At 65.8% G+C, this 18,272-nt stretch carries 19 protein-coding genes; 11 read left to right on the forward strand and 8 right to left on the reverse strand.

The annotated features are described in order from the left end of the window. Positions 1-113 precede the first annotated feature (113 nt). From purM to DN388_RS01365, 4 genes are all read left to right on the forward strand, one after another. The gene (gene purM, locus DN388_RS01350) at positions 114-1,172 is read left to right on the forward strand and encodes a phosphoribosylformylglycinamidine cyclo-ligase (RefSeq protein WP_043862550.1); all 1,059 of its coding nucleotides are present in this window, start codon (positions 114-116) and stop codon (positions 1,170-1,172) included. Next, positions 1,172-1,825: a phosphoribosylglycinamide formyltransferase gene (gene purN, locus DN388_RS01355; RefSeq protein ID WP_054914698.1), complete on the forward strand. Its 654-nt coding sequence runs from the start codon at positions 1,172-1,174 to the stop codon at positions 1,823-1,825. Before purM ends, purN begins: the two co-directional genes overlap by 1 nt. Before the next feature lie 8 nt (positions 1,826-1,833). Continuing rightward, on the forward strand, positions 1,834-2,544 hold the full coding sequence (locus tag DN388_RS01360; protein WP_043862552.1) for a DUF3108 domain-containing protein: 711 nt from the start codon (positions 1,834-1,836) through the stop codon (positions 2,542-2,544). 221 nt (positions 2,545-2,765) lie between these two features. Next, positions 2,766-2,948 (forward strand): hypothetical protein, encoded by a 183-nt coding sequence (locus DN388_RS01365; protein WP_043862553.1) that lies wholly within the window; start codon positions 2,766-2,768, stop codon positions 2,946-2,948. A 64-nt stretch (positions 2,949-3,012) separates the two neighbouring features. On the opposite strand, the gene DN388_RS01370 is transcribed toward DN388_RS01365, so the two are convergent. The 7 genes from DN388_RS01370 to DN388_RS01400 form a co-directional block, all read right to left on the reverse strand. Further along, complete coding sequence (locus DN388_RS01370; RefSeq protein ID WP_043862554.1) at positions 3,013-3,552, reverse strand: DUF2058 domain-containing protein; 540 nt, start codon at positions 3,550-3,552, stop codon at positions 3,013-3,015. A gap of 26 nt (positions 3,553-3,578) precedes the next feature. Continuing rightward, on the reverse strand, positions 3,579-4,409 hold the full coding sequence (gene mazG, locus DN388_RS01375) for a nucleoside triphosphate pyrophosphohydrolase (protein WP_043862555.1): 831 nt from the start codon (positions 4,407-4,409) through the stop codon (positions 3,579-3,581). 94 nt (positions 4,410-4,503) lie between these two features. Then, a complete protein-coding gene (gene relA, locus DN388_RS01380; protein WP_054914700.1) occupies positions 4,504-6,744 on the reverse strand; it encodes a GTP diphosphokinase in 2,241 nt (746 codons plus the stop codon). A gap of 98 nt (positions 6,745-6,842) precedes the next feature. After that, entirely contained in the window at positions 6,843-8,201 is a 1,359-nt protein-coding gene (rlmD, locus tag DN388_RS01385; protein WP_058541002.1) for a 23S rRNA (uracil(1939)-C(5))-methyltransferase RlmD, read from the reverse strand. Continuing rightward, positions 8,201-9,103: a cysteine synthase CysM gene (cysM, locus tag DN388_RS01390; RefSeq protein ID WP_162484876.1), complete on the reverse strand. Its 903-nt coding sequence runs from the start codon at positions 9,101-9,103 to the stop codon at positions 8,201-8,203. Before cysM ends, rlmD begins: the two co-directional genes overlap by 1 nt. A gap of 175 nt (positions 9,104-9,278) precedes the next feature. Then, positions 9,279-10,625, reverse strand: coding sequence for a sensor histidine kinase (locus DN388_RS01395; RefSeq protein ID WP_043862559.1), 1,347 nt, complete (start codon positions 10,623-10,625; stop codon positions 9,279-9,281). Then, positions 10,626-11,342 carry a response regulator transcription factor gene (locus DN388_RS01400; RefSeq protein WP_043862560.1) on the reverse strand — a complete coding sequence of 239 codons (717 nt, stop codon included), beginning with the start codon at positions 11,340-11,342 and terminating at the stop codon, positions 10,626-10,628. 213 nt (positions 11,343-11,555) lie between these two features. On the opposite strand from DN388_RS01400, the gene DN388_RS01405 reads away from it, so the two are divergent. The 4 genes from DN388_RS01405 (at position 11,556) to DN388_RS01420 (ending at position 16,236) form a co-directional block, all read left to right on the forward strand. Next, positions 11,556-14,309, forward strand: coding sequence for a response regulator (locus tag DN388_RS01405; RefSeq protein ID WP_043862561.1), 2,754 nt, complete (start codon positions 11,556-11,558; stop codon positions 14,307-14,309). A gap of 67 nt (positions 14,310-14,376) precedes the next feature. Continuing rightward, entirely contained in the window at positions 14,377-15,366 is a 990-nt protein-coding gene (locus DN388_RS01410) for a 2-hydroxyacid dehydrogenase (protein WP_043862562.1), read from the forward strand. Between the two features lie 31 nt (positions 15,367-15,397). Then, a complete protein-coding gene (locus DN388_RS01415; RefSeq protein WP_043862563.1) occupies positions 15,398-15,835 on the forward strand; it encodes a hypothetical protein in 438 nt (145 codons plus the stop codon). 8 nt (positions 15,836-15,843) lie between these two features. Further along, positions 15,844-16,236: an META domain-containing protein gene (locus tag DN388_RS01420; RefSeq protein ID WP_078479811.1), complete on the forward strand. Its 393-nt coding sequence runs from the start codon at positions 15,844-15,846 to the stop codon at positions 16,234-16,236. An 84-nt stretch (positions 16,237-16,320) separates the two neighbouring features. Here the strand turns inward: DN388_RS01420 and DN388_RS01425 are convergent, their stop codons facing one another. Continuing rightward, positions 16,321-16,785: a TlpA disulfide reductase family protein gene (locus tag DN388_RS01425; RefSeq protein WP_043862565.1), complete on the reverse strand. Its 465-nt coding sequence runs from the start codon at positions 16,783-16,785 to the stop codon at positions 16,321-16,323. An 87-nt stretch (positions 16,786-16,872) separates the two neighbouring features. Here DN388_RS01425 and arsC point away from each other — a divergent pair, with 87 nt between their 5' ends. From arsC to DN388_RS01440, 3 genes are read left to right on the forward strand one after another with little or no spacing between them, the layout of a single operon-like run. Beyond that, complete coding sequence (arsC, locus tag DN388_RS01430; RefSeq protein ID WP_054914702.1) at positions 16,873-17,226, forward strand: arsenate reductase (glutaredoxin); 354 nt, start codon at positions 16,873-16,875, stop codon at positions 17,224-17,226. After that, entirely contained in the window at positions 17,223-17,828 is a 606-nt protein-coding gene (wrbA, locus tag DN388_RS01435) for an NAD(P)H:quinone oxidoreductase (protein ID WP_043862567.1), read from the forward strand. The genes arsC and wrbA overlap by 4 nt, the downstream gene beginning before the upstream one ends. Continuing rightward, on the forward strand, positions 17,821-18,234 hold the full coding sequence (locus tag DN388_RS01440) for a DUF2069 domain-containing protein (RefSeq protein ID WP_043862568.1): 414 nt from the start codon (positions 17,821-17,823) through the stop codon (positions 18,232-18,234). The genes wrbA and DN388_RS01440 overlap by 8 nt, the downstream gene beginning before the upstream one ends. Positions 18,235-18,272 lie beyond the last annotated feature (38 nt).

Consider the following 18,272-nt stretch of genomic DNA (forward strand, 5'->3'; position numbering starts at 1 on the left):
ATAAAATCGCGCGCCTTCGCAGACCGGCGACGCTCAGGCAGCAGGAAAACCCTCGCAATGCCTGGCAGGTGCCGGTCGATTCCCCCGAATCCCTCCCCCTAAAGGCCTGGATCATGAGCAAGCAACCCTCCCTGAGCTACAAGGACGCCGGTGTAGACATCGACGCCGGTGAAGCATTGGTCGAACGCATCAAAGGCGTCGCCAAGCGCACGGCGCGCCCGGAAGTCATGGGCGGCCTGGGGGGCTTCGGCGCCCTCTGCGAAATTCCGGCCGGCTACAAGCAGCCGGTGCTGGTTTCGGGCACCGACGGCGTGGGCACCAAGCTGCGCCTGGCACTGAACCTGAACAAGCACGACACCATCGGCCAGGACCTGGTCGCCATGTGCGTCAACGACCTGGTGGTGTGCGGCGCCGAGCCGCTGTTCTTCCTCGACTACTACGCCACCGGCAAGCTCAACGTCGACACCGCGGCTGACGTGGTCACCGGCATCGGCGCCGGCTGCGAACTGGCAGGCTGCTCGCTGGTAGGCGGCGAAACCGCTGAAATGCCGGGCATGTACGAAGGCGAAGACTACGACCTGGCCGGCTTCTGCGTCGGCGTGGTGGAAAAGGCCGAGATCATCGACGGCTCCAAGGTGGCTGCCGGTGACGCCCTGATCGCCCTGCCATCGTCGGGCCCGCACTCCAACGGTTACTCGCTGATCCGCAAGATCATCGAAGTGGCCGGCGCCGACATCCAGAACGTCCAGCTCGACGGCAAGCCGCTGACCGAACTGCTGATGGCCCCGACCCGCATCTACGTCAAGCCGCTGCTCAAGCTGATCAAGGACACCGGCGCGGTCAAGGCCATGGCCCACATCACCGGTGGCGGCCTGCTCGACAACATCCCGCGCGTGCTGCCAAAAGGCGCCCAGGCCGTGGTCGACGTGGCCAGCTGGCAGCGCCCGGCGGTATTCGACTGGCTGCAGCAGCAGGGCAACGTCGACGAGACCGAAATGCACCGCGTACTCAACTGCGGCGTGGGCATGGTGATCTGCGTGGGTCAGGATCAGGTCGACAACGCCCTGAACGTGCTGCGCGAAGCCGGCGAGCAGCCTTGGGTGATCGGCCAGATCGCCACCGCTGCCGAAGGCGCCGCCCAGGTCGAGCTGAAGAACCTCAAGGCGCACTGATGCCGAGCACGTCTTGTGATGTAGTGGTGCTGCTGTCCGGCACCGGCAGCAACCTGCAGGCCCTGATCGACAGTACCCGCACCGGCGACAGCCCGGTGCGGATCCGCGCGGTGATCTCCAACCGCGCCGATGCCTACGGCCTGCAGCGCGCCCGCGATGCGGGCATCGACACCGCCGTGCTCGACCACAAGGCCTTCGACGGCCGCGAGGCCTTCGACGCGGCGCTGGTCGAGCTGATCGACGGCTTTGCCCCGCAGCTGGTGGTGCTGGCCGGCTTCATGCGTATCCTCAGTGCCGGTTTCGTGCGCCATTACCACGGCCGCCTGCTCAATATCCACCCTTCCCTGCTGCCCAAGTACAAGGGCCTGCATACCCACCAGCGTGCGCTGGAAGCCGGGGATGCCGAGCATGGCTGCAGTGTGCACTTCGTCACCGAGGAACTCGATGGCGGGCCACTGGTCGTACAGGCTGTGATACCGGTAGTCTCGGATGACACGCCGGCGCAACTGGCCCAGAGGGTTCACAGCCAGGAACACCTGATTTATCCGCTGGCGGTGCGCTGGTTCGCCGAAGGCCGTTTGCGCCTTGGCGAGCACGGTGCTCTACTGGATGGCCAGCCCTTGGCGGCCAGCGGCCACTTGATTCGACCCTAGGAGATTTTATGCGTCGTGCCCTGCTCTTCGCACTTGCCGTGCTTGCACTGCCGCTTCAGGCAGCCGATCTGAAGCCTTTTTCGGCCAGCTACACCGCCGACTGGAAGCAACTGCCCATGAGCGGCACCGCCGAGCGCAGCCTGGCCAAGAACGCCAACGGGACCTGGAGCCTCAACTTCAAGGCCTCGATGATGATTGCCAGCCTGACCGAGCAAAGTACCCTGCGCCTGGACAAGGACACCCTGCTCCCGCAGACCTACCACTTCGAACGTGGCGGCCTGGGCAAGGCCAAGAAGGTCGACCTGGACTTCGACTGGTCGAGCAAGAAGATCACCGGCTCCGACCGTGGCGACGCGGTCAACCTGCCGCTCAACCGCGGCGTGCTGGACAAGTCGTCCTACCAACTGGCCCTGCAGCATGACGTGGCAGCCGGCAAGAAGAGCATGACCTACCAGGTGGTGGATGGCGACGAGATCGACACCTACGACTTCCGCGTGCTGGGTACCGAAAAGGTCAGCACCAAGACCGGCCAGGTCGATGCGATCAAGGTCGAGCGCGTGCGCGACCCGAGCCAGAGCAAGCGCGTCACCGAGCTGTGGTTCGCCAAGGACTGGGACTACCTGCTGGTGCAACTGCGCCAGGTCGAGACCGACGGCAAGGAGTACGTGATCGTGCTGCAGGACGGCACGGTCGACGGCAAGTCGGTCAAGGGCAGCTGACAGGCCGCTAGCGTGCATTACCCAAAACCCCGCCTTGTGCGGGGTTTTGTTTTTGTGGCGTGGCCCTCCCTGCAGACACCAGCCTTGCTGGCGAAGGAGTCGCCTCGACCGTGCGGCATGAAAGATGTTTCATGCGCCAAGCATTTACTTAGGCTGCTAACAAATTCTATAAAAGAGACCTGCGACACGGTGCCGCAGTTAACTGGATTTGGAGTTAGCAGATGACTGTCAAAGTAACTGAGCGCGATGAATCGAAACTGTCCCACGAAGGCCTGGCCGCAGGCGTGCGTATCTGGGATGTGCATCAGCAGGACCAGCTGGTCGGCATGTTCCACAACGAACAGGAAGCCCACAGCTACCGGATCGAACTGGAGTACCTCGAAGCCAAGCGCCAACCCCAGTAATTCCCCGTCTTCAGAAACAGCAAACCCCGCCGAGGCGGGGTTTGTCGTGTCTAGCCCAGCAGGCTTACCACATCAGGTCATCCGGGATGACGTAGGCGGCGTACGGGTCGTCCGCATCCGGCGCTTCGACCTGGGTGTTGAGCAGCACGATGCGCTGCGGGTCGCGCTCCTGGATCTTCAGCGCGGCCTCGCGCGGGATCACCTCGTAGCCACCGCCATGCTGCACGATCGCCAGCGAGCCGCTGCTCAGCTTGCTGCGCATCAACGCGTTGACCGACAGGCGCTTGACCTTCTTGTCGTCGACGAAGTTGTAGTAGTCCTCGGTGGTCAGCTTGGGCAGGCGCGACACCTCGATCAACTGCTTGACCTGGGCGGCACGGGCCTTCTGCTCGGCCTTTTCCTGCTGCTGACGGTTGAGCTCCTGGTCACGCTTGGCCTTCTCGGCCATGGCTTCCTTGGCCAGGCGCTGCTGGGTGTCGTCGACTTCGACCTGGCCTTTGTGCTCCAGGCGTTTCTGTTTCTTCTGTTCTTTGCTGACCTGCTTGACCTGCTTCTGGTTGACCAGGCCGGCTTTGAGCAGTTGGTCACGAAGGGAAAGGCTCATCGGTGTTCACTCACTTATGCAACAGCTCAGCCGCAGCTGGGCAGGTTCTTTTCCTGACGTTTGGCTTCGCCCCAGAGCGCGTCCAAGTCTTCGAGGGTGCAATCTTCAATCGGACGCCCCATGTCGCGCAATGCCTGTTCGATAAAACGGAAACGTCGTTCGAACTTGCGATTGGCACCACGCAGGGCGTTTTCCGGGTCCAGCTTGAGGTGACGGGCCAGGTTGACGGTGGCGAACAGCAAATCGCCCACCTCGTCGGCCAGCGCCGCCGGGTCGTTGTCGGCCATGGCCTGGAGTACTTCGTCCAGCTCCTCGCGCACCTTGTCCAGCACCGGCAACGGGTCGTCCCAGTCGAATCCGACCTGGGCCGCACGCTTTTGCAGTTTGGCCGCACGCGACAGGGCCGGCAAGGCCGCCGGCACGTCGTCGAGCAGCGACAGTTGTTCGGGCTCGCCCTTTTCGGCGCGCTCCTGGGCCTTGATCTCTTCCCAGCGCTGCTTGACCTGTTCTTCATCGAGCCGTGGCAGGTCCAGCGGCGCATGGAGCTCGCCGGTGGGGAATACGTGCGGGTGGCGACGGATCAGCTTGCGGGTGATGCTGTCGATCACCCCGGCGAATTCGAAACGGCCCTCTTCACGGGCCAGCTGGGCGTAATACACCACCTGGAACAGCAGGTCGCCCAGTTCGCCCTGCAAGTGTTCGAAGTCGCTGCGCTCGATGGCGTCGGCCACCTCGTAGGCTTCTTCGAGGGTGTGCGGGATGATCGTGGCGTAGGTCTGCCTGAGGTCCCACGGGCAGCCGTACTGCGGGTCGCGCAGGCGGGCCATGAGGTGGAGCAGGTCGTCTAGGGTGTACATCGTGTGCTCTCTGTTCGGCAGGTCTGGCCTCATCGCGGGTCAAGCCCGCTCCCACAAGGATCCTGCAGGAGCGGGCCTGCCCGCAATGGCGCCCTCAAGGCGTACGGTTGCGCCGCGTCTCGATGATGTTGGGCAACTGCGAAATGCGCCCCAGCAAGCGCCCCAGGGCGTCCAGGCCCGGGATCTCGATGGTCAGCGACATCAGCGCAGTGTTGTCCTCCTTGTTCGAACGGGTGTTCACCGCCAGCACGTTGATGCGCTCGTTGAGCAGCACCTGCGACACGTCGCGCAGCAGGCCCGGGCGGTCATACGCACGCACGATGATGTCCACCGGGTAGGTCTGCACCGGCACCGGGCCCCAGCTGACCTGGATGATGCGCTCCGGCTCGCGACCGGCCAGTTGCAGCACCGAGGCGCAGTCCTGGCGGTGAATGGTCACCCCACGGCCCACGGTGATGTAGCCGACGATGGCATCGCCCGGCAGCGGCTGGCAGCACCCGGCCATCTGCGTCAGCAGGTTGCCCACGCCCTGGATCTGGATATCCCCGCGCTTGCCCGGCTTGTAGCCGGTGGCCTTGCGCGGCACCAGCTCGATGTGGTCGATGCGGTCCGGCTCCACCAGTTGCTGCGCGGCGTTGACCAGGTGCGCCAGGCGCAGGTCGCCGGCGCCCAGCGAGGCGAACATGTCTTCGGCAGTCTTGAGGTTGGCCTTTTCGGCCAGGCGCTCGAAGTCCACCTGCGGCAGGCCCAGGCGGTTGAGTTCGCGCTCGAGCAGGGTCTTGCCGGCGGCGACGTTCTGGTCGCGGGCCTGCAGCTTGAACCAGTGCACGATCTTGGCCCGCGCCCGCGAGGTGGTGACGTAGCCCAGGTTCGAGTTCAGCCAGTCGCGGCTCGGATTGCCGTGCTTGCTGGTGATGATCTCCACCTGCTCGCCGGTCTGCAGGCTGTAGTTGAGCGGCACGATGCGCCCGTTGATCTTGGCGCCCCGGCAGTTGTGGCCGATCTCGGTGTGCACGCGGTAGGCGAAGTCCAGCGGCGTGGCGCCCTTGGGCAGGTCGATGGCGTGGCCGTCGGGGGTGAACACGTACACCCGGTCCGGCTCGATATCCACGCGCAGCTGTTCGGCCAGGCCGCCGATGTCCCCCAGTTCCTCGTGCCATTCCAGCACCTGGCGCAGCCACGAGATCTTCTCCTCGTAGTGGTTGGAGCTGGGCTTGACGTCGGTGCCCTTGTAGCGCCAGTGCGCGCAAACGCCCAGTTCGGCCTCCTCGTGCATGGCATGGGTGCGGATCTGCACCTCCAGCACCTTGCCCTCGGGGCCGATCACCGCGGTGTGCAGCGAGCGGTAGCCGTTCTCCTTGGGGTTGGCGATGTAGTCGTCGAACTCCTTGGGGATGTGCCGCCACAGGGTATGCACGATGCCCAGCGCGGTGTAGCAGTCGCGCATCTCGGGCACCAGCACGCGCACGGCGCGCACGTCGTAGATCTGGCTGAACTCCAGGCCCTTGCGCTGCATCTTGCGCCAGATCGAATAGATATGTTTGGCCCGGCCGCTGATGTCGGCCTTGACGCCCGTGGCCAGCAGCTCGTTCTGCAGCTGGTTCATCACGTCGCTGATGAAGCGCTCGCGGTCGAGCCGGCGCTCGTGCAGCAGCTTGGCGATCTGTTTGTACTGGTCGGGTTCCAGGTAACGGAACGAGAGGTCTTCGAGCTCCCACTTGATGTGGCCGATGCCCAGGCGGTGGGCCAGCGGCGCGTAGATGTCGAACACCTCGCGGGCCACGCGGTTGCGCTTCTCGTCGTCGGCGCCCTTCACCGCACGAATGGCGCAGGTTCGTTCGGCCAGCTTGATCAGCGCCACGCGCACGTCGTCGACCATCGCCACGAGCATCTTGCGCAGGTTCTCGACCTGCGCCTGCGAGCCCAGCACCAGCGAATGGCGCGGGCTGAGGCTGGCACTGATGGCCGCCATGCGCAGCACGCCGTCGATCAGCTTGGACACCACCGGGCCGAAACGCTGGCCCACCTCGGCCAGGGTCACCTTGCCTTCACGCACCGCACGGTAGATGACCGCCGCCACGAGGGAGTCCTGGTCGAGCTTGAGGTCGGCGAGAATCTCGGCGATCTCCAGGCCCGCCTGGAAGCTCGAGGTACCGTCGGCCCAGGAATGCTTGGCCGGGTTACCTTTTTTCTCTATGTCCTGAGCGAACTCGCAGGCCGCCTTGAGGGCTTCCCGGTCCAGCGCCAGGTCGACGCTGACCACATGATCCAGCCATGCTTCGAGATTGATACTGCCGTCGGTGTTGACCGGCTGGTGCACTCTCACCTGTACCATCTTTGTTTACCTTTCCCTACAGCGCATGCTCATGCGCTTGAAAACACGGGTGTCGCCCCTGCCAGATCGAAGGGGCTACACCGGGCGGGCCAGCGTCGCTAACCCACCTCGAATAACGCCATGGCCTCGACATGCGCAGTCTGCGGAAACATGTCGAGGATCCCGGCACATTTTAACCGGTACCCCTGCTTGACCAGCTCGACGGTGTCGCGGGCCAGCGTCGCCGGGTTGCACGACACGTAGACCAGACGTCGGGCGCCAAGTGCGGCGATGTTGCGCACCACCTCGAAGGCACCGTCGCGCGGTGGGTCCAAGAGTACCGCACAAAAGCCTCCTGCCGCCCAGCCTGAAGTCGCCAGAGGCTGGGATAAATCGGCCTGAAAAAACTGCGTGTTATGCAGTTTGTTGCGTTGGGCATTGGCCGCAGCCCGATCGACCATGGCCTGCACCCCTTCCACCGCCACCACTTCGCGGGCCTGCCGGGCCAGTGGCAGGGCAAAGTTGCCAAGGCCGCAGAACAGGTCCAGCACACGCTCGTCGGCCTGTGGCGCAAGCCATGCCAGGGCCTGCTCGATCATCGCGGTGTTGACCTGGGCATTGACCTGCACGAAGTCACCTGGCCTGTAGGCCAATTCCAGGTTCCACGGTTCCAGGGTAAACCCTAGCGTGTCCGCTGGATTGGCCGGGGCCGGTTGCCCCTCACCTTGTAACCAGAGTTGTACACCCGCCTCGCCGCAGAACGCCTGCAAACGTGCCAGGTCGGCCTCGACCAGTGGCGCGGTATGGCGCAGCAGCAGTGCCAGGGCGGTACCGCTGAACAGCTCCACGTGCCCCACCACCTGTGGCTTGCTCAGGCTCTGCAACAGCAGCGGCAGGTGACGCAGTATCGACTGCAAGGGTTGTACCAGCACCGGGCAGTCGTCGATGGCGACGATGTCCTGGCTGGCTTCGGCGCGAAAGCCCACGTCGAGCTTCCGGGCCTTGGCGTCCCAGCGCACCGCCACGCGGGCGCGCCGGCGGTAACCGAATTCGGGGCCGGACAACGGCGCGGCCCACTGCTCGGGCACCACGCCGGCGACCCGCTGCAACTGCTCGGCCAGCAGGCGCTGCTTGAGTTCGAGCTGAGCGGCATGGGGCAGGTGCTGCAGGTTGCAGCCGCCACAGCGATCGAAGTGCTTGCACGGCGCCGGGCGCCGCGCCTCGCTGGGGCTGAACACACGCTCCAGGCGTGCCTCGACCACCTTGCCGTGGGCATTGAGCACCCGTGCCTCGACCTCTTCACCGGCCAGGGCGCCGCTGACGAACCAGGTGCGCCCTTCGAAGAAGGCGATGCCGCGGCCGTCACCGGCCAGGCGCTCGATGCTCAGGCGCTGTTTCTTGCCCGTTGGCACCTGGGGCGCACGGGTACCACCGGTCGGCTGGAAGCGCAGACCGCCATTGCGTTTGGCCTTGGACATCAGTTGGCCGCGTCGAAGATGCCGGTCGACAGGTAACGGTCGCCACGGTCACAGATGATCGCCACCATTACCGCGTTTTCCAGCTCGCGCGACAGGCGCAGCATGGCCGCCACCGCACCACCGGAGGACACGCCACAGAAAATGCCCTCTTCGCGGGCCAGCCGGCGGGTGGTTTCCTCGGCTTCGCTCTGGGCCATGTCGACCACACGGTCGACGCGGCTGGCGTCGAAGATCTTCGGCAGGTACTCGTGGGGCCAGCGGCGGATCCCGGGGATCGCCGAGCCTTCCATCGGTTGCAGGCCGACGATCTGCACGTTGGGGTTCTGCTCCTTGAGGTAGCGCGAGCAGCCCATGATGGTGCCCGTGGTGCCCATGGAACTGACGAAATGGGTGATGCTGCCGCCGGTCTGCTGCCAGATTTCCGGGCCGGTGCTGACGTAGTGGGCTTCGGGGTTGTCACCGTTGCCGAACTGGTCGAGCACCTGGCCACGGCCTTCGGCCTGCAGGCGCTCGGCGAGGTCGCGGGCGCCCTCCATGCCTTCTTCCTTGCTGACCAGGATCAGCTCGGCGCCGTAGGCGGTCATGGCGGCCTTGCGTTCGGCGCTGGAGTTGTCGGGCATGATCAGGATCATCTTGTAGCCCTTGATCGCCGCTGCCATCGCCAGGGCGATACCGGTGTTGCCGGAGGTCGCCTCGATCAGCGTGGCGCCTGGCTTGATCTGCCCGCGCAGTTCGGCACGGGTGATCATCGACAACGCCGGCCGGTCCTTGACCGAGCCTGCCGGATTGTTGCCTTCGAGCTTGAGCAGGAGGGTATTGCTGGTCTCGCCGGCCATGCGCTGCAGGCGAACCAGGGGCGTGTTGCCGACGCAATCGGCGATGGTAGGGTACTGCAAGGTCATGGCGTATTTCGCAATCCAGACTGCGGGGGCGCCTATCATACCGGCAAACGGCTTTGGCCCATATCACGCAATGGTTGAGGGTTATAGCCGAGGGATATAAGCAGCCCGCGCGCAGCAACTTGAAACGGTGGTGGTGCATTGGCCGGCAAGGCCGGCGCCTTCAGCCGCAGCGGTGCTAGATCACCGCCGGCAGCTGCATGTTCACCCGCAAGCCCTTGGCATTGTTCTGCGCCCACAGCTGCCCGCTCTGACGCTGCAGGGCATTGCGCGCAATGCTCAGGCCCAGGCCGAAGCCGCCGTTCCCCGGCCGCGAGTCGTCCAGGCGGGTGAACGGCGCAAAGATGTGTTCCAGCTGGGCCTCGTCCACGCCTCCGCCTTCGTCCTCCAGCCACAGCAGCCACTGGCCCCCCTGGCGGCTTCCCGCCAGGCGTATCACCCCGCCCGGCGGAGAGTGGCGAATGGCATTGCGCAGAATGTTCTCCAACGCCTGGGCCAGGCTGTTGAGGTTGCCCTGCACCCAGCAGTCGGCCCCCAGCGTGCACACCAGTTGCTCCCGCGGCCAGCCACTTTCGAAGCAGGCATCCTCCGCCAGCATCTCCCACAACGCCTGCACCTGGATCGGTTCGCTGACCAACTGCGTGCGCTCGGCGTCCAGCCAGGCCAGTTGCAGGGCGTCTTCCACCAGGCGCTGCATGTTGTCCACTTCCCGGCCCAGGCGTTCGCGCAGCGCCTCCAGGTCGGTCTCGCCCTCGCTGGCCACCCGCAGGCGGCTCAGCGGCGTGCGCATTTCATGGGACAGGTCGCGCAGCAACTGCTGCTGCAGGGCCACCGTGCCCTGCAGGCGCTCGGCCATGTCGTCGAAGGCGCGCCCCAGCTCGCCGAACTCGTCCTTGCGGCTGGTGGTGTCGCTGGCCACCCGCGCGGTGAGCCGGTCGGCGCGCCAGGCATTGGCCTGCTCGCGCAACTGGCTCAGCGGGCGAATCAGCATGCGATACAGGCCCACGCAGAACACCAGGGTCAGCAAGCCGGGGATCAGGCCGTTGGTGACCATTCGCCAGAACAGCATGTTCAGGCGCCCCGGCATCAGCCGCTGCGGCAGTTCGATCACCAGGCTGCCCAGGCTGGAGTCGTCCGGGAACGGCACGAGCATCCATGGCGAGCGCGCCGAATGCCGGCTTACCGGCCAGTCGGTGCCGCGCAGAAACGTCAGGCGCTGGCTCTGGGCGTCGGTCAGCGGCACGCTGCCCAGCGATTGCAGGTCGCTGCCGATCACGCCCACGAAACCGCGCTCGCGCTCGTGCATCTGCGTCAGCCACGCATCCACGCCGGCCTGCCCGCCGCGGCGCACGGCGTTTTCGGCCTCGCGGGCGTAGTCTTCCAGGGTGGCGCGCGCCTTGGGCGACAGGTAGGCGTTGCGGATCTCCATGTGCCGGCCCCACTGCCAGCTCAGGGCAATCATCAGCAGGCAGAACACCACCAGCAGCAAGGCCAGCTTCCAGAACAGGGAATGACGGCTGAGCACCTACAGGTCCTCGCTGGCGCTGAGCACATAGCCCTTGCCCCACACCGTGCGCACCTGGCGCTCCAGGTAACCGATGGCCTTGAGCTTGCGGCGGATCTGGCTCACGTGCATGTCCAGGCTGCGGTCATGCCGGGCATAGCCGCGCTGCAATACGTGCTGATAAAGGAATGCCTTGCTCAACACCTCTTCATGGCTGCGGTGCAGGGTGTCGAGCAGGCGGTACTCGCTTAAGGTCAGGCCGGCCCGCTGCTGCCCGTGGAGCACATCGCAGGCCAGTTCATCGAACACCAGTTCGCCCGCGGGCGTGCCCTCCCCCGGCTGGTGCCGGCGCTCCAGCGCCACCCGCCGCAGGATCGCCTCGATGCGCACGCGCAGCTCGACCATGCTGAACGGTTTGGGCAGGTAGTCGTCGGCGCCGCGCTGGAAGCCGGTGATGCGATCGCCTTCGGCGCCCAGCGCCGACATCAGGATCACCGGTATCGAGCTCTTCTCGCGCAGCCGCGCCAGGGCATCCAGCCCGTTCAGGCCGGGCAGCAGGATATCCATCAGCACCACATCGAAGCTGCGCTGGCGAGCCATCTGCAGCCCTTCGCGGCCATCGCGGCACCAGGTCACCAGAAACCCGCTGCGCTCGAGCTGCTCGTGCAGGTGGGCACCCAGGACCGGATCGTCCTCGATGGCAAGTATGTTTGAGGCGTTAATGGCGACGGGATTCATTGGCGGGTGCTAGCAATTCTCAATCGCTCGATTATTGAGCATTCCCCCCATGCAAGCAACACGCGCCGACAAAAGCACCTGCGCCTCCTACAATCGACAAAAACAGATACAAATGAGTGCATTAGATACACAGTCGCGGTAATTTTCAGAGTTGGGTCGTCGGAACATGCCGACGAAGGTCCTACAGCGCTAACCGAGCACAGGAGAGTGGGCGTGCTGAATCGATTGGGAATCAGAAGCCGCGTACTGCTGCTCGCCCTGCTCCCGGCCAGCATGATGGCGCTGGTGCTGGGTGGTTACTTCACCTGGTTGCAGCAAAGCGAACTGCAGGCCCAGCTGCTGCAACGCGGTCGCATGATCGCCGAGCAACTGGCGCCCCTGGTGGCCCCGGTGCTGGCCCGCAACGATTCGGCGCAGCTCGAGCGCATCGCCGCCGAGGCGCTGGAGCAGGCCGACGTGCGCGCCGTGTCGTTTCTGCACCCCGACCGCAGCCACCTGGCCCACGCCGGCCCGAGCATGCTCAACCAGCAGCCCAGCGGTGGCGGCACCCAGTTGCTGCAACGCAGCGGCAACGATGCCACGCGCTACCTGTTGCCGGTGTTCGGCCGCCATCGCGAGCTGGCCGGCGAACGGGTTCCCGGTGAAGCCGACCGCCTGCTGGGCTGGGTCGAGATCGAGCTGTCCCACGATGGCACGCTGCTGCGCGGCTACCGCAGCCTGTTCGCCAGCCTGCTGCTGATTCTGGTGGGCCTGGGCGCGACCGCCCTGCTGGCGCTGCGCATGAGCCGCACCATCAACGGCCCCATCGGGCAGATCAAGTTCGCGGTCAACCAGCTCAAGGACGGCAACCTCGAACAGCGCCTGCCGAGCCTGGGCAGCCATGAGCTGGATGAACTGGCCAATGGCATCAACCGCATGGCCGAAACCCTGCACAACGCCCATGAAGAGCTGCAGCACAGCATCGACCAGGCCACCGAGGACGTGCGCCAGAACCTTGAGACCATCGAGATCCAGAACATCGAGCTGGACATGGCGCGCAAGGAAGCCCTGGAAGCCAGCCGCATCAAGTCCGAATTCCTGGCCAACATGAGCCACGAGATCCGCACGCCGCTCAACGGCATCCTGGGCTTTACCCACCTGCTGCAGAAAAGCGAACTGACCCCGCGCCAGCTCGACTACCTGGGTACCATCGAAAAATCCGCCGACAGCCTGCTGGGCATCATCAACGAGATCCTCGACTTCTCCAAGATCGAGGCCGGCAAGCTGGTGCTCGACAGCATCCCGTTCAACCTGCGCGACCTGATCCAGGACACCCTGACCATCCTCGCCCCGGCGGCCCACGCCAAGCAGCTCGAACTGGTCAGCCTGGTGTACCGCGACACCCCGCTGTCGCTGGTGGGCGACCCGCTGCGGCTCAAGCAGATCCTCACCAACCTGGTGAGCAACGCGATCAAGTTCACCCGCGAAGGCACCATCGTTGCCCGCGCCATGCTCGATGACGAGACCGAAGACAGCGTGCAGTTGCGCATCTGCGTGCAGGACACCGGCATCGGCCTGTCCAGCCAGGATGTGCGTGCCCTGTTCCAGGCCTTCAGTCAGGCCGACAACTCGCTGTCGCGCCAGCCCGGCGGCACCGGCCTGGGGCTGGTGATCTCCAAGCGCCTGATCGAACAGATGGGCGGCGAGATCGGCGTCGACAGTACCCCGGGCGAGGGTTCGCAGTTCTGGATCAGCCTCAACCTGCCCAAGGCCCGCGACGACGCCGAGGACCTGCCACCCCAGGCGCTGCAAGGCCGGCGCATGGCAATCGTGGACGACCACGAACTGGCCCGCCAGGCACTGGCGCACCAGATGCAGGACTGCGGCCTGGACGTGACCACCTTCACCACCAGCGAGCAGTTGCTCAAGGGCATCGAGGCCGCCTTCCTTGCCGGCCAGCCGTTCGAGCTGGCGATCATGGGGGTCAACCTGCAATCGCTGGCGCCCGAGCGCCTGGGCCAGTACATCCAGCGCCTGGAGCACTTTGCCTGTCAGGCCCTGGTGCTGTGCCCCACCACCGAACAGGCGCTGTACCACCCGCACCTGCCCAATGCCCACGGCCAGCTGCACGCCAAGCCTGCGTGTACGCGCAAGGTGCGCCGGGCCCTGCTCGAGCTGGTGCAGCCCAGGCGTACCAGCGGCGAATACAAGGTGCCCAGCGGCCAGCGCCAGCCCCGCGTGCTGTGCGTGGACGACAACCCGGCCAACCTGCTGCTGGTGCAGACCCTGCTCGAAGACCTCGGCGCCGATGTGCTGGCGGTGGACAGCGGCCATGCGGCGATCAGCGCAGTGCAGGACGAGCACTTCGACCTGGTGCTGATGGACGTGCAGATGCCGGTGATGGACGGGCGCGAATGCACCGAACAGATCCGCCAGTGGGAGGCCACGCGCAGCGCCCCGGCCTTGCCGATCGTGGCCTTGACCGCGCATGCCATGGCCAACGAGAAGCGCGCCCTGCTGCACAGCGGCATGGACGACTACCTGACCAAGCCGATCAGTGAGCGCCAGCTGGCCCAGGTGGTGCTGAAGTGGACCGGCCTGCAACTGGGCAGCCCGACCAACGAGCGCGGCGCCGAACTGCCGGTCGACGGCAACGACCTGAAGGTGCTGGACCCTGAGGAAGGCCTGCGCCTGGCGGCAGGCAAGCCGGACCTGGCCGCCGACATGCTGGCCATGCTGCTGGCTTCGCTGGATGCCGACCGCGACGCGATCCGCTGCGCCCGCGAGGCCGACGACCGCCACGCCACCATCGAGCGCGTGCACCGACTCAATGGCGCCACGCGCTATTGCGGCGTACCGCAGCTGCGCGCCGCCTGCCAGCGCAGCGAAACCCTGCTCAAGCAGGACGACCCCGAGGCCCAGCGTGCCCTCGACGAACTGGACCAGGCCATCAACCGCCTGACGACCGTGGCCCGCCAGAGCGCCTGATCTCTGGCAAGGCCCGGGCCTTGCCGGTTGGTTACACTGACGGCATCCGACCCTTGGGAACCATGCCATGCAAGCCTTGCTCTTCAGCAGCCAACACTATGACCAGGACAGCTTCAGCAGCGCGCCAGGGGCCACGCAACTGGCGCTGCACTTTCAAGGCGCGCGCCTGACCGAAGACACCGCGGCACTGGCCGAAGGCTACGAGGTGGTGTGCGCGTTCATCAACGACGACCTCTCGGCGCCGGTGCTGAGCCGCCTCAAGGCCGGCGGCACGCGCCTGATCGCGCTGCGCTCGGCCGGCTACAACCATGTCGACCTGGCCGCCGCCAAGCGCCTTGGGCTGACGGTGGTGCGGGTGCCGGCCTACTCGCCGCATGCGGTGGCCGAACACGCCGTGGCCCTGATTCTTGCCCTCAATCGCCGCCTGCACCGTGCCTACAACCGCACTCGCGAGGGCGATTTCAGCCTGCACGGGCTGACCGGTTTCGACCTGCACGGCAAGACCGTCGGCGTGGTCGGCACCGGCCAGATCGGCCTGGCGTTTGCGCGGATCATGGCAGGCTTCGGCTGCCAGCTGCTGGCGTACGACCCCTACCCCAACCCCGAGGTGGAGGCGCTGGGTGCACGTTACCTGGACCTGCCGGAGCTGCTGCGCGAATCGCGCATCATCAGCCTGCACTGCCCGCTCACGCCGCAGACCCGGCACCTGATCAACCCGCAGAGCCTGGCCAGCCTGCAGCCGGGCGCCATGCTGATCAATACCGGGCGCGGCGCGCTGGTCGACACACCGGCGCTGATCGACGCGCTCAAGAGCGGCCAGCTCGGCTACCTGGGGCTGGACGTGTACGAGGAGGAGGCGCAGATCTTTTTCGAGGACCGCTCCGACCTGCCGTTGCAGGACGACGTGCTGGCGCGGCTGCTGACCTTCCCCAACGTGATCGTGACCGCGCACCAGGCCTTCCTGACCCGCGAGGCACTGGCGGCGATCGCCGCCACCACGCTGGAGAACATTGCCCGCTGGGCGGCAGGCAATCCGCAGAATCTGGTCGAGGGATGATGCTAGGATACGCGCCATATTTGGAGGACCCATGGTCGAACACGATTTCCGCTACACCCTGTTCAATCCGCAACACACCCTGATCGAATGCCGCTCGCTGGTACCCGGTCGCTATCAGGTCACCGGCAACGGTGGCTCGATCCAGAAAGGCGACGTACTGCTGGTGACCCTCAAGGGCAGCAAGACCCTGTCGATGCGCCTGACGGTCGAGACCGTGCGCCACCTGATCAACCCCACCGGCCAGTGGGTGGCGGTAGCGGCGGGCCCGGTGTTCGGCGAGCTGGCGATTCATGCATGGCAGGTCAACTGCGATGGCTGCCAGGCCACCCTGGACTTCGAATTCGCCGTGGATGCCAAACTGGGCACCAAGGCGCAGAAGCCGGCGGCCGTGGCGCGCATCGCCGAATTGGGTTGGCGCACACAGGGCGACAAGCACCTGTGCCCGAAATGCCAGGAGGCTGCAAAGTGAAACCCGTGATGGTCTGTGCAGCGGTGGTCGCGACCCTGGCCGGTTGCGCAGCCGAGCCGATGAAGCTGCAACAGGAACAGAGCTACGTGCTGGAGTGGATTGGCGAACGTCCGCTGATCGACTACAGCCACCTGACCCTGACGCTGGCCGAGGATGGCCGGGCGTATGGCAATGCCGGCTGCAACCACTGGTTTGCGCCGTATACGCTGGACGGCGAGAAACTCAGCTTTGGCCCGGTGGGCAGCACGCGCAAGCAGTGCGCGCCGGCGCTGATGGAGCAGGAAAAGCGCTTTTTGAAGGCGCTGGAGACCGTGCAACGCTGGGACATTTCGCCGATCGAGCAGGTGCGCTTCTGGCCCGAACAGGGCAAGCCGCTGCGCTTCTGGCCTGAGGAAGGCTGACAGACCGCATCGCCTGCATCGCGGCCCAGGCCCGCCCCACAACGCTGTGGGAGCGGGCTTGACCCGCGATGGGCGCACCGCCGATCAGGCGCCCTTGAGCACCTTGATCTTCTCGGCCAGCCCCTCGGCTGTCTGCTCGCCCATCAACTGCTCACGCACCTTGCCCTTGTCGTCGATGATGTAGGTCACCGGCAGTGCCTCGCTGCGCGGCAGGTCGTAGCGCTCGGCCGGGTCGTCGGCGAGCACGGTGAAGTCGATGCCCAGCGCCTGGCTGGCCTTTTTCAGCTCATCGCCGCGCAAGCCGTCGAAATTCACCCCCAGTACGGTGATCCCCTGCGCCTGCCAGTCCTTGGCGGCTGCGTTCAGTTCGGGGATCTCGGTGCGGCACGGCCCGCACCATTCGGCCCAGTAGTTGAGCACCACCCAGCGCCCTTCGATCTGCTCGGCTTTCACCGCATTGCCGTTCTGGTCGAGGCCGTAGTCCACACCGCATCCGCCGAGCAACAGGCTCGCGGTGATGGCCAGGGCTGCTGCCAATCGCCTTGTCATGGGTCAATCCTTCTTCAAGATTCAGGCAAAATGCCAATTCGCTGCGGTTAGAATAGCCGCCACCCCCTGCCGGATGCGACCCCGAACATGACCGAACTGACCCTGTATCACAACCCGCGCTGCTCCAAGTCCCGTGGCGCGCTGGAATTGCTCGAAGCCCGTGGCCTGACCCCGGAGGTGGTGCGCTACCTGGAAACCCCACCCGACGCCGCCACCCTCAAGGCCCTGCTCGGCAAGCTGGGCATCGGCGCACGCCAGCTGCTGCGTAGTGGCGAAGACGAATACAAGACCCTGGGCCTGGCCGACCCGGCCCTGAGCGACGACCAGTTGATCGACGCCATGGCCCGGCACCCCAAGCTGATCGAACGCCCGATCCTGGTGGCGGGCAACAAGGCCGTGATTGGCCGGCCGCCCGAGAAGGTGCTGGAGATTCTGCCGTGAGCGCGCCCTATATCCTGATCCTGTTCTACAGCCGCCACGGCTCCACCAGCGAAATGGCCCGGCAGATTGCCCGTGGCGTCGAACTGGGTGGGCTGGAGGCGCGCCTGCGCACGGTGCCGGCGATTTCCACCGAGTGTGAAGCGGTGGCCCCCGACATCCCCGAGAACGGCGCGCTGTATGCCACCCTCGACGACCTGCGCCATTGCTCGGGCCTGGCCCTGGGCAGCCCGACGCGCTTCGGCAACATGGCCGCGCCGCTCAAGTATTTCATCGACGGCACCAGCAGCCTGTGGCTGAGCGGCGGGCTGGTGGGCAAGCCGGCGGCGGCGTTCACCTCCACGGCCAGCCTGCATGGCGGCCAGGAGTCGACCCTGCTGTCGATGCTGCTGCCGCTGATGCACCACGGCATGCTGATCATGGGGCTGCCCTACAGCGAATCGGCGTTGCTCGACACCCGGGGCGGCGGCACGCCGTATGGCGCCAGCCACCATGCCGGGGCCGATGGCAAGCGCGACCTGGACGCCGACGAGATCGCCCTGTGCCGTGCCCTGGGCCAGCGCCTGGCGAGCACTGCCAAACTGCTGGAGAACGGCCGTGGCTAAGAAGCCCAAGGTGCTGCCGCCGCTGGAGTGGCTGGAGCCACGTGTGCGCGCTACCCGGGTGCTGAGCCTGGTGGCGTTTTTCAGCCTGATGGCGTTGCTGACGGTGAACAACCTGTGGTTCGCCAACCTGCACGGCGCGCGCGTGGGGGTGATCCTGGCCATCGAGCTGGTGCCGTTGCTGCTGGTGCTGCCGGGCATGCTGATGGGCAGTGCACGGGCCCATGCGTGGACGTGCTTCGTGGTGAACCTGTACTTCATCAAGGGCGTGCTGGCCGCGTTCGACCCGGCGCGGGCGCTGCTGGGGTGGCTGGAAGTGGGGATCAGCCTGGTGCTGTTCGTGAGTGCGCTGCTGTTTGTGCGCTGGCGCTTTCAGTATGAGCGGCGGGTGGCGGGGGAAGGCGTCTGATAGGCGGCGCGCCTATCGCGGGTCAAGCCCGCTCCCAC

The organism is Pseudomonas sp. S12(2018), from assembly GCF_024355235.1.
Lineage (GTDB): Bacteria > Pseudomonadota > Gammaproteobacteria > Pseudomonadales > Pseudomonadaceae > Aquipseudomonas > Aquipseudomonas palmensis.

Excerpts from the sequence above, each read along its gene's own strand:
- purM (WP_043862550.1), top strand. The coding sequence starts at position 114 with ATGAGCAAGCAACCCTCCCTGAGCTACAAGGACGCCGGTGTAGACATC.
- purN (WP_054914698.1), top strand. The coding sequence starts at position 1,172 with ATGCCGAGCACGTCTTGTGATGTAGTGGTGCTGCTGTCCGGCACCGGC.
- DN388_RS01360 (WP_043862552.1), top strand. The coding sequence starts at position 1,834 with ATGCGTCGTGCCCTGCTCTTCGCACTTGCCGTGCTTGCACTGCCGCTT.
- DN388_RS01365 (WP_043862553.1), top strand. The coding sequence starts at position 2,766 with ATGACTGTCAAAGTAACTGAGCGCGATGAATCGAAACTGTCCCACGAA.
- DN388_RS01370 (WP_043862554.1), bottom strand. The coding sequence starts at position 3,552 with ATGAGCCTTTCCCTTCGTGACCAACTGCTCAAAGCCGGCCTGGTCAAC.
- mazG (WP_043862555.1), bottom strand. The coding sequence starts at position 4,409 with ATGTACACCCTAGACGACCTGCTCCACCTCATGGCCCGCCTGCGCGAC.
- relA (WP_054914700.1), bottom strand. The coding sequence starts at position 6,744 with ATGGTACAGGTGAGAGTGCACCAGCCGGTCAACACCGACGGCAGTATC.
- rlmD (WP_058541002.1), bottom strand. The coding sequence starts at position 8,201 with ATGTCCAAGGCCAAACGCAATGGCGGTCTGCGCTTCCAGCCGACCGGT.
- cysM (WP_162484876.1), bottom strand. The coding sequence starts at position 9,103 with ATGACCTTGCAGTACCCTACCATCGCCGATTGCGTCGGCAACACGCCC.
- DN388_RS01400 (WP_043862560.1), bottom strand. The coding sequence starts at position 11,342 with ATGAATCCCGTCGCCATTAACGCCTCAAACATACTTGCCATCGAGGAC.
- DN388_RS01410 (WP_043862562.1), top strand. The coding sequence starts at position 14,377 with ATGCAAGCCTTGCTCTTCAGCAGCCAACACTATGACCAGGACAGCTTC.
- DN388_RS01415 (WP_043862563.1), top strand. The coding sequence starts at position 15,398 with ATGGTCGAACACGATTTCCGCTACACCCTGTTCAATCCGCAACACACC.
- DN388_RS01420 (WP_078479811.1), top strand. The coding sequence starts at position 15,844 with ATGGTCTGTGCAGCGGTGGTCGCGACCCTGGCCGGTTGCGCAGCCGAG.
- DN388_RS01425 (WP_043862565.1), bottom strand. The coding sequence starts at position 16,785 with ATGACAAGGCGATTGGCAGCAGCCCTGGCCATCACCGCGAGCCTGTTG.
- arsC (WP_054914702.1), top strand. The coding sequence starts at position 16,873 with ATGACCGAACTGACCCTGTATCACAACCCGCGCTGCTCCAAGTCCCGT.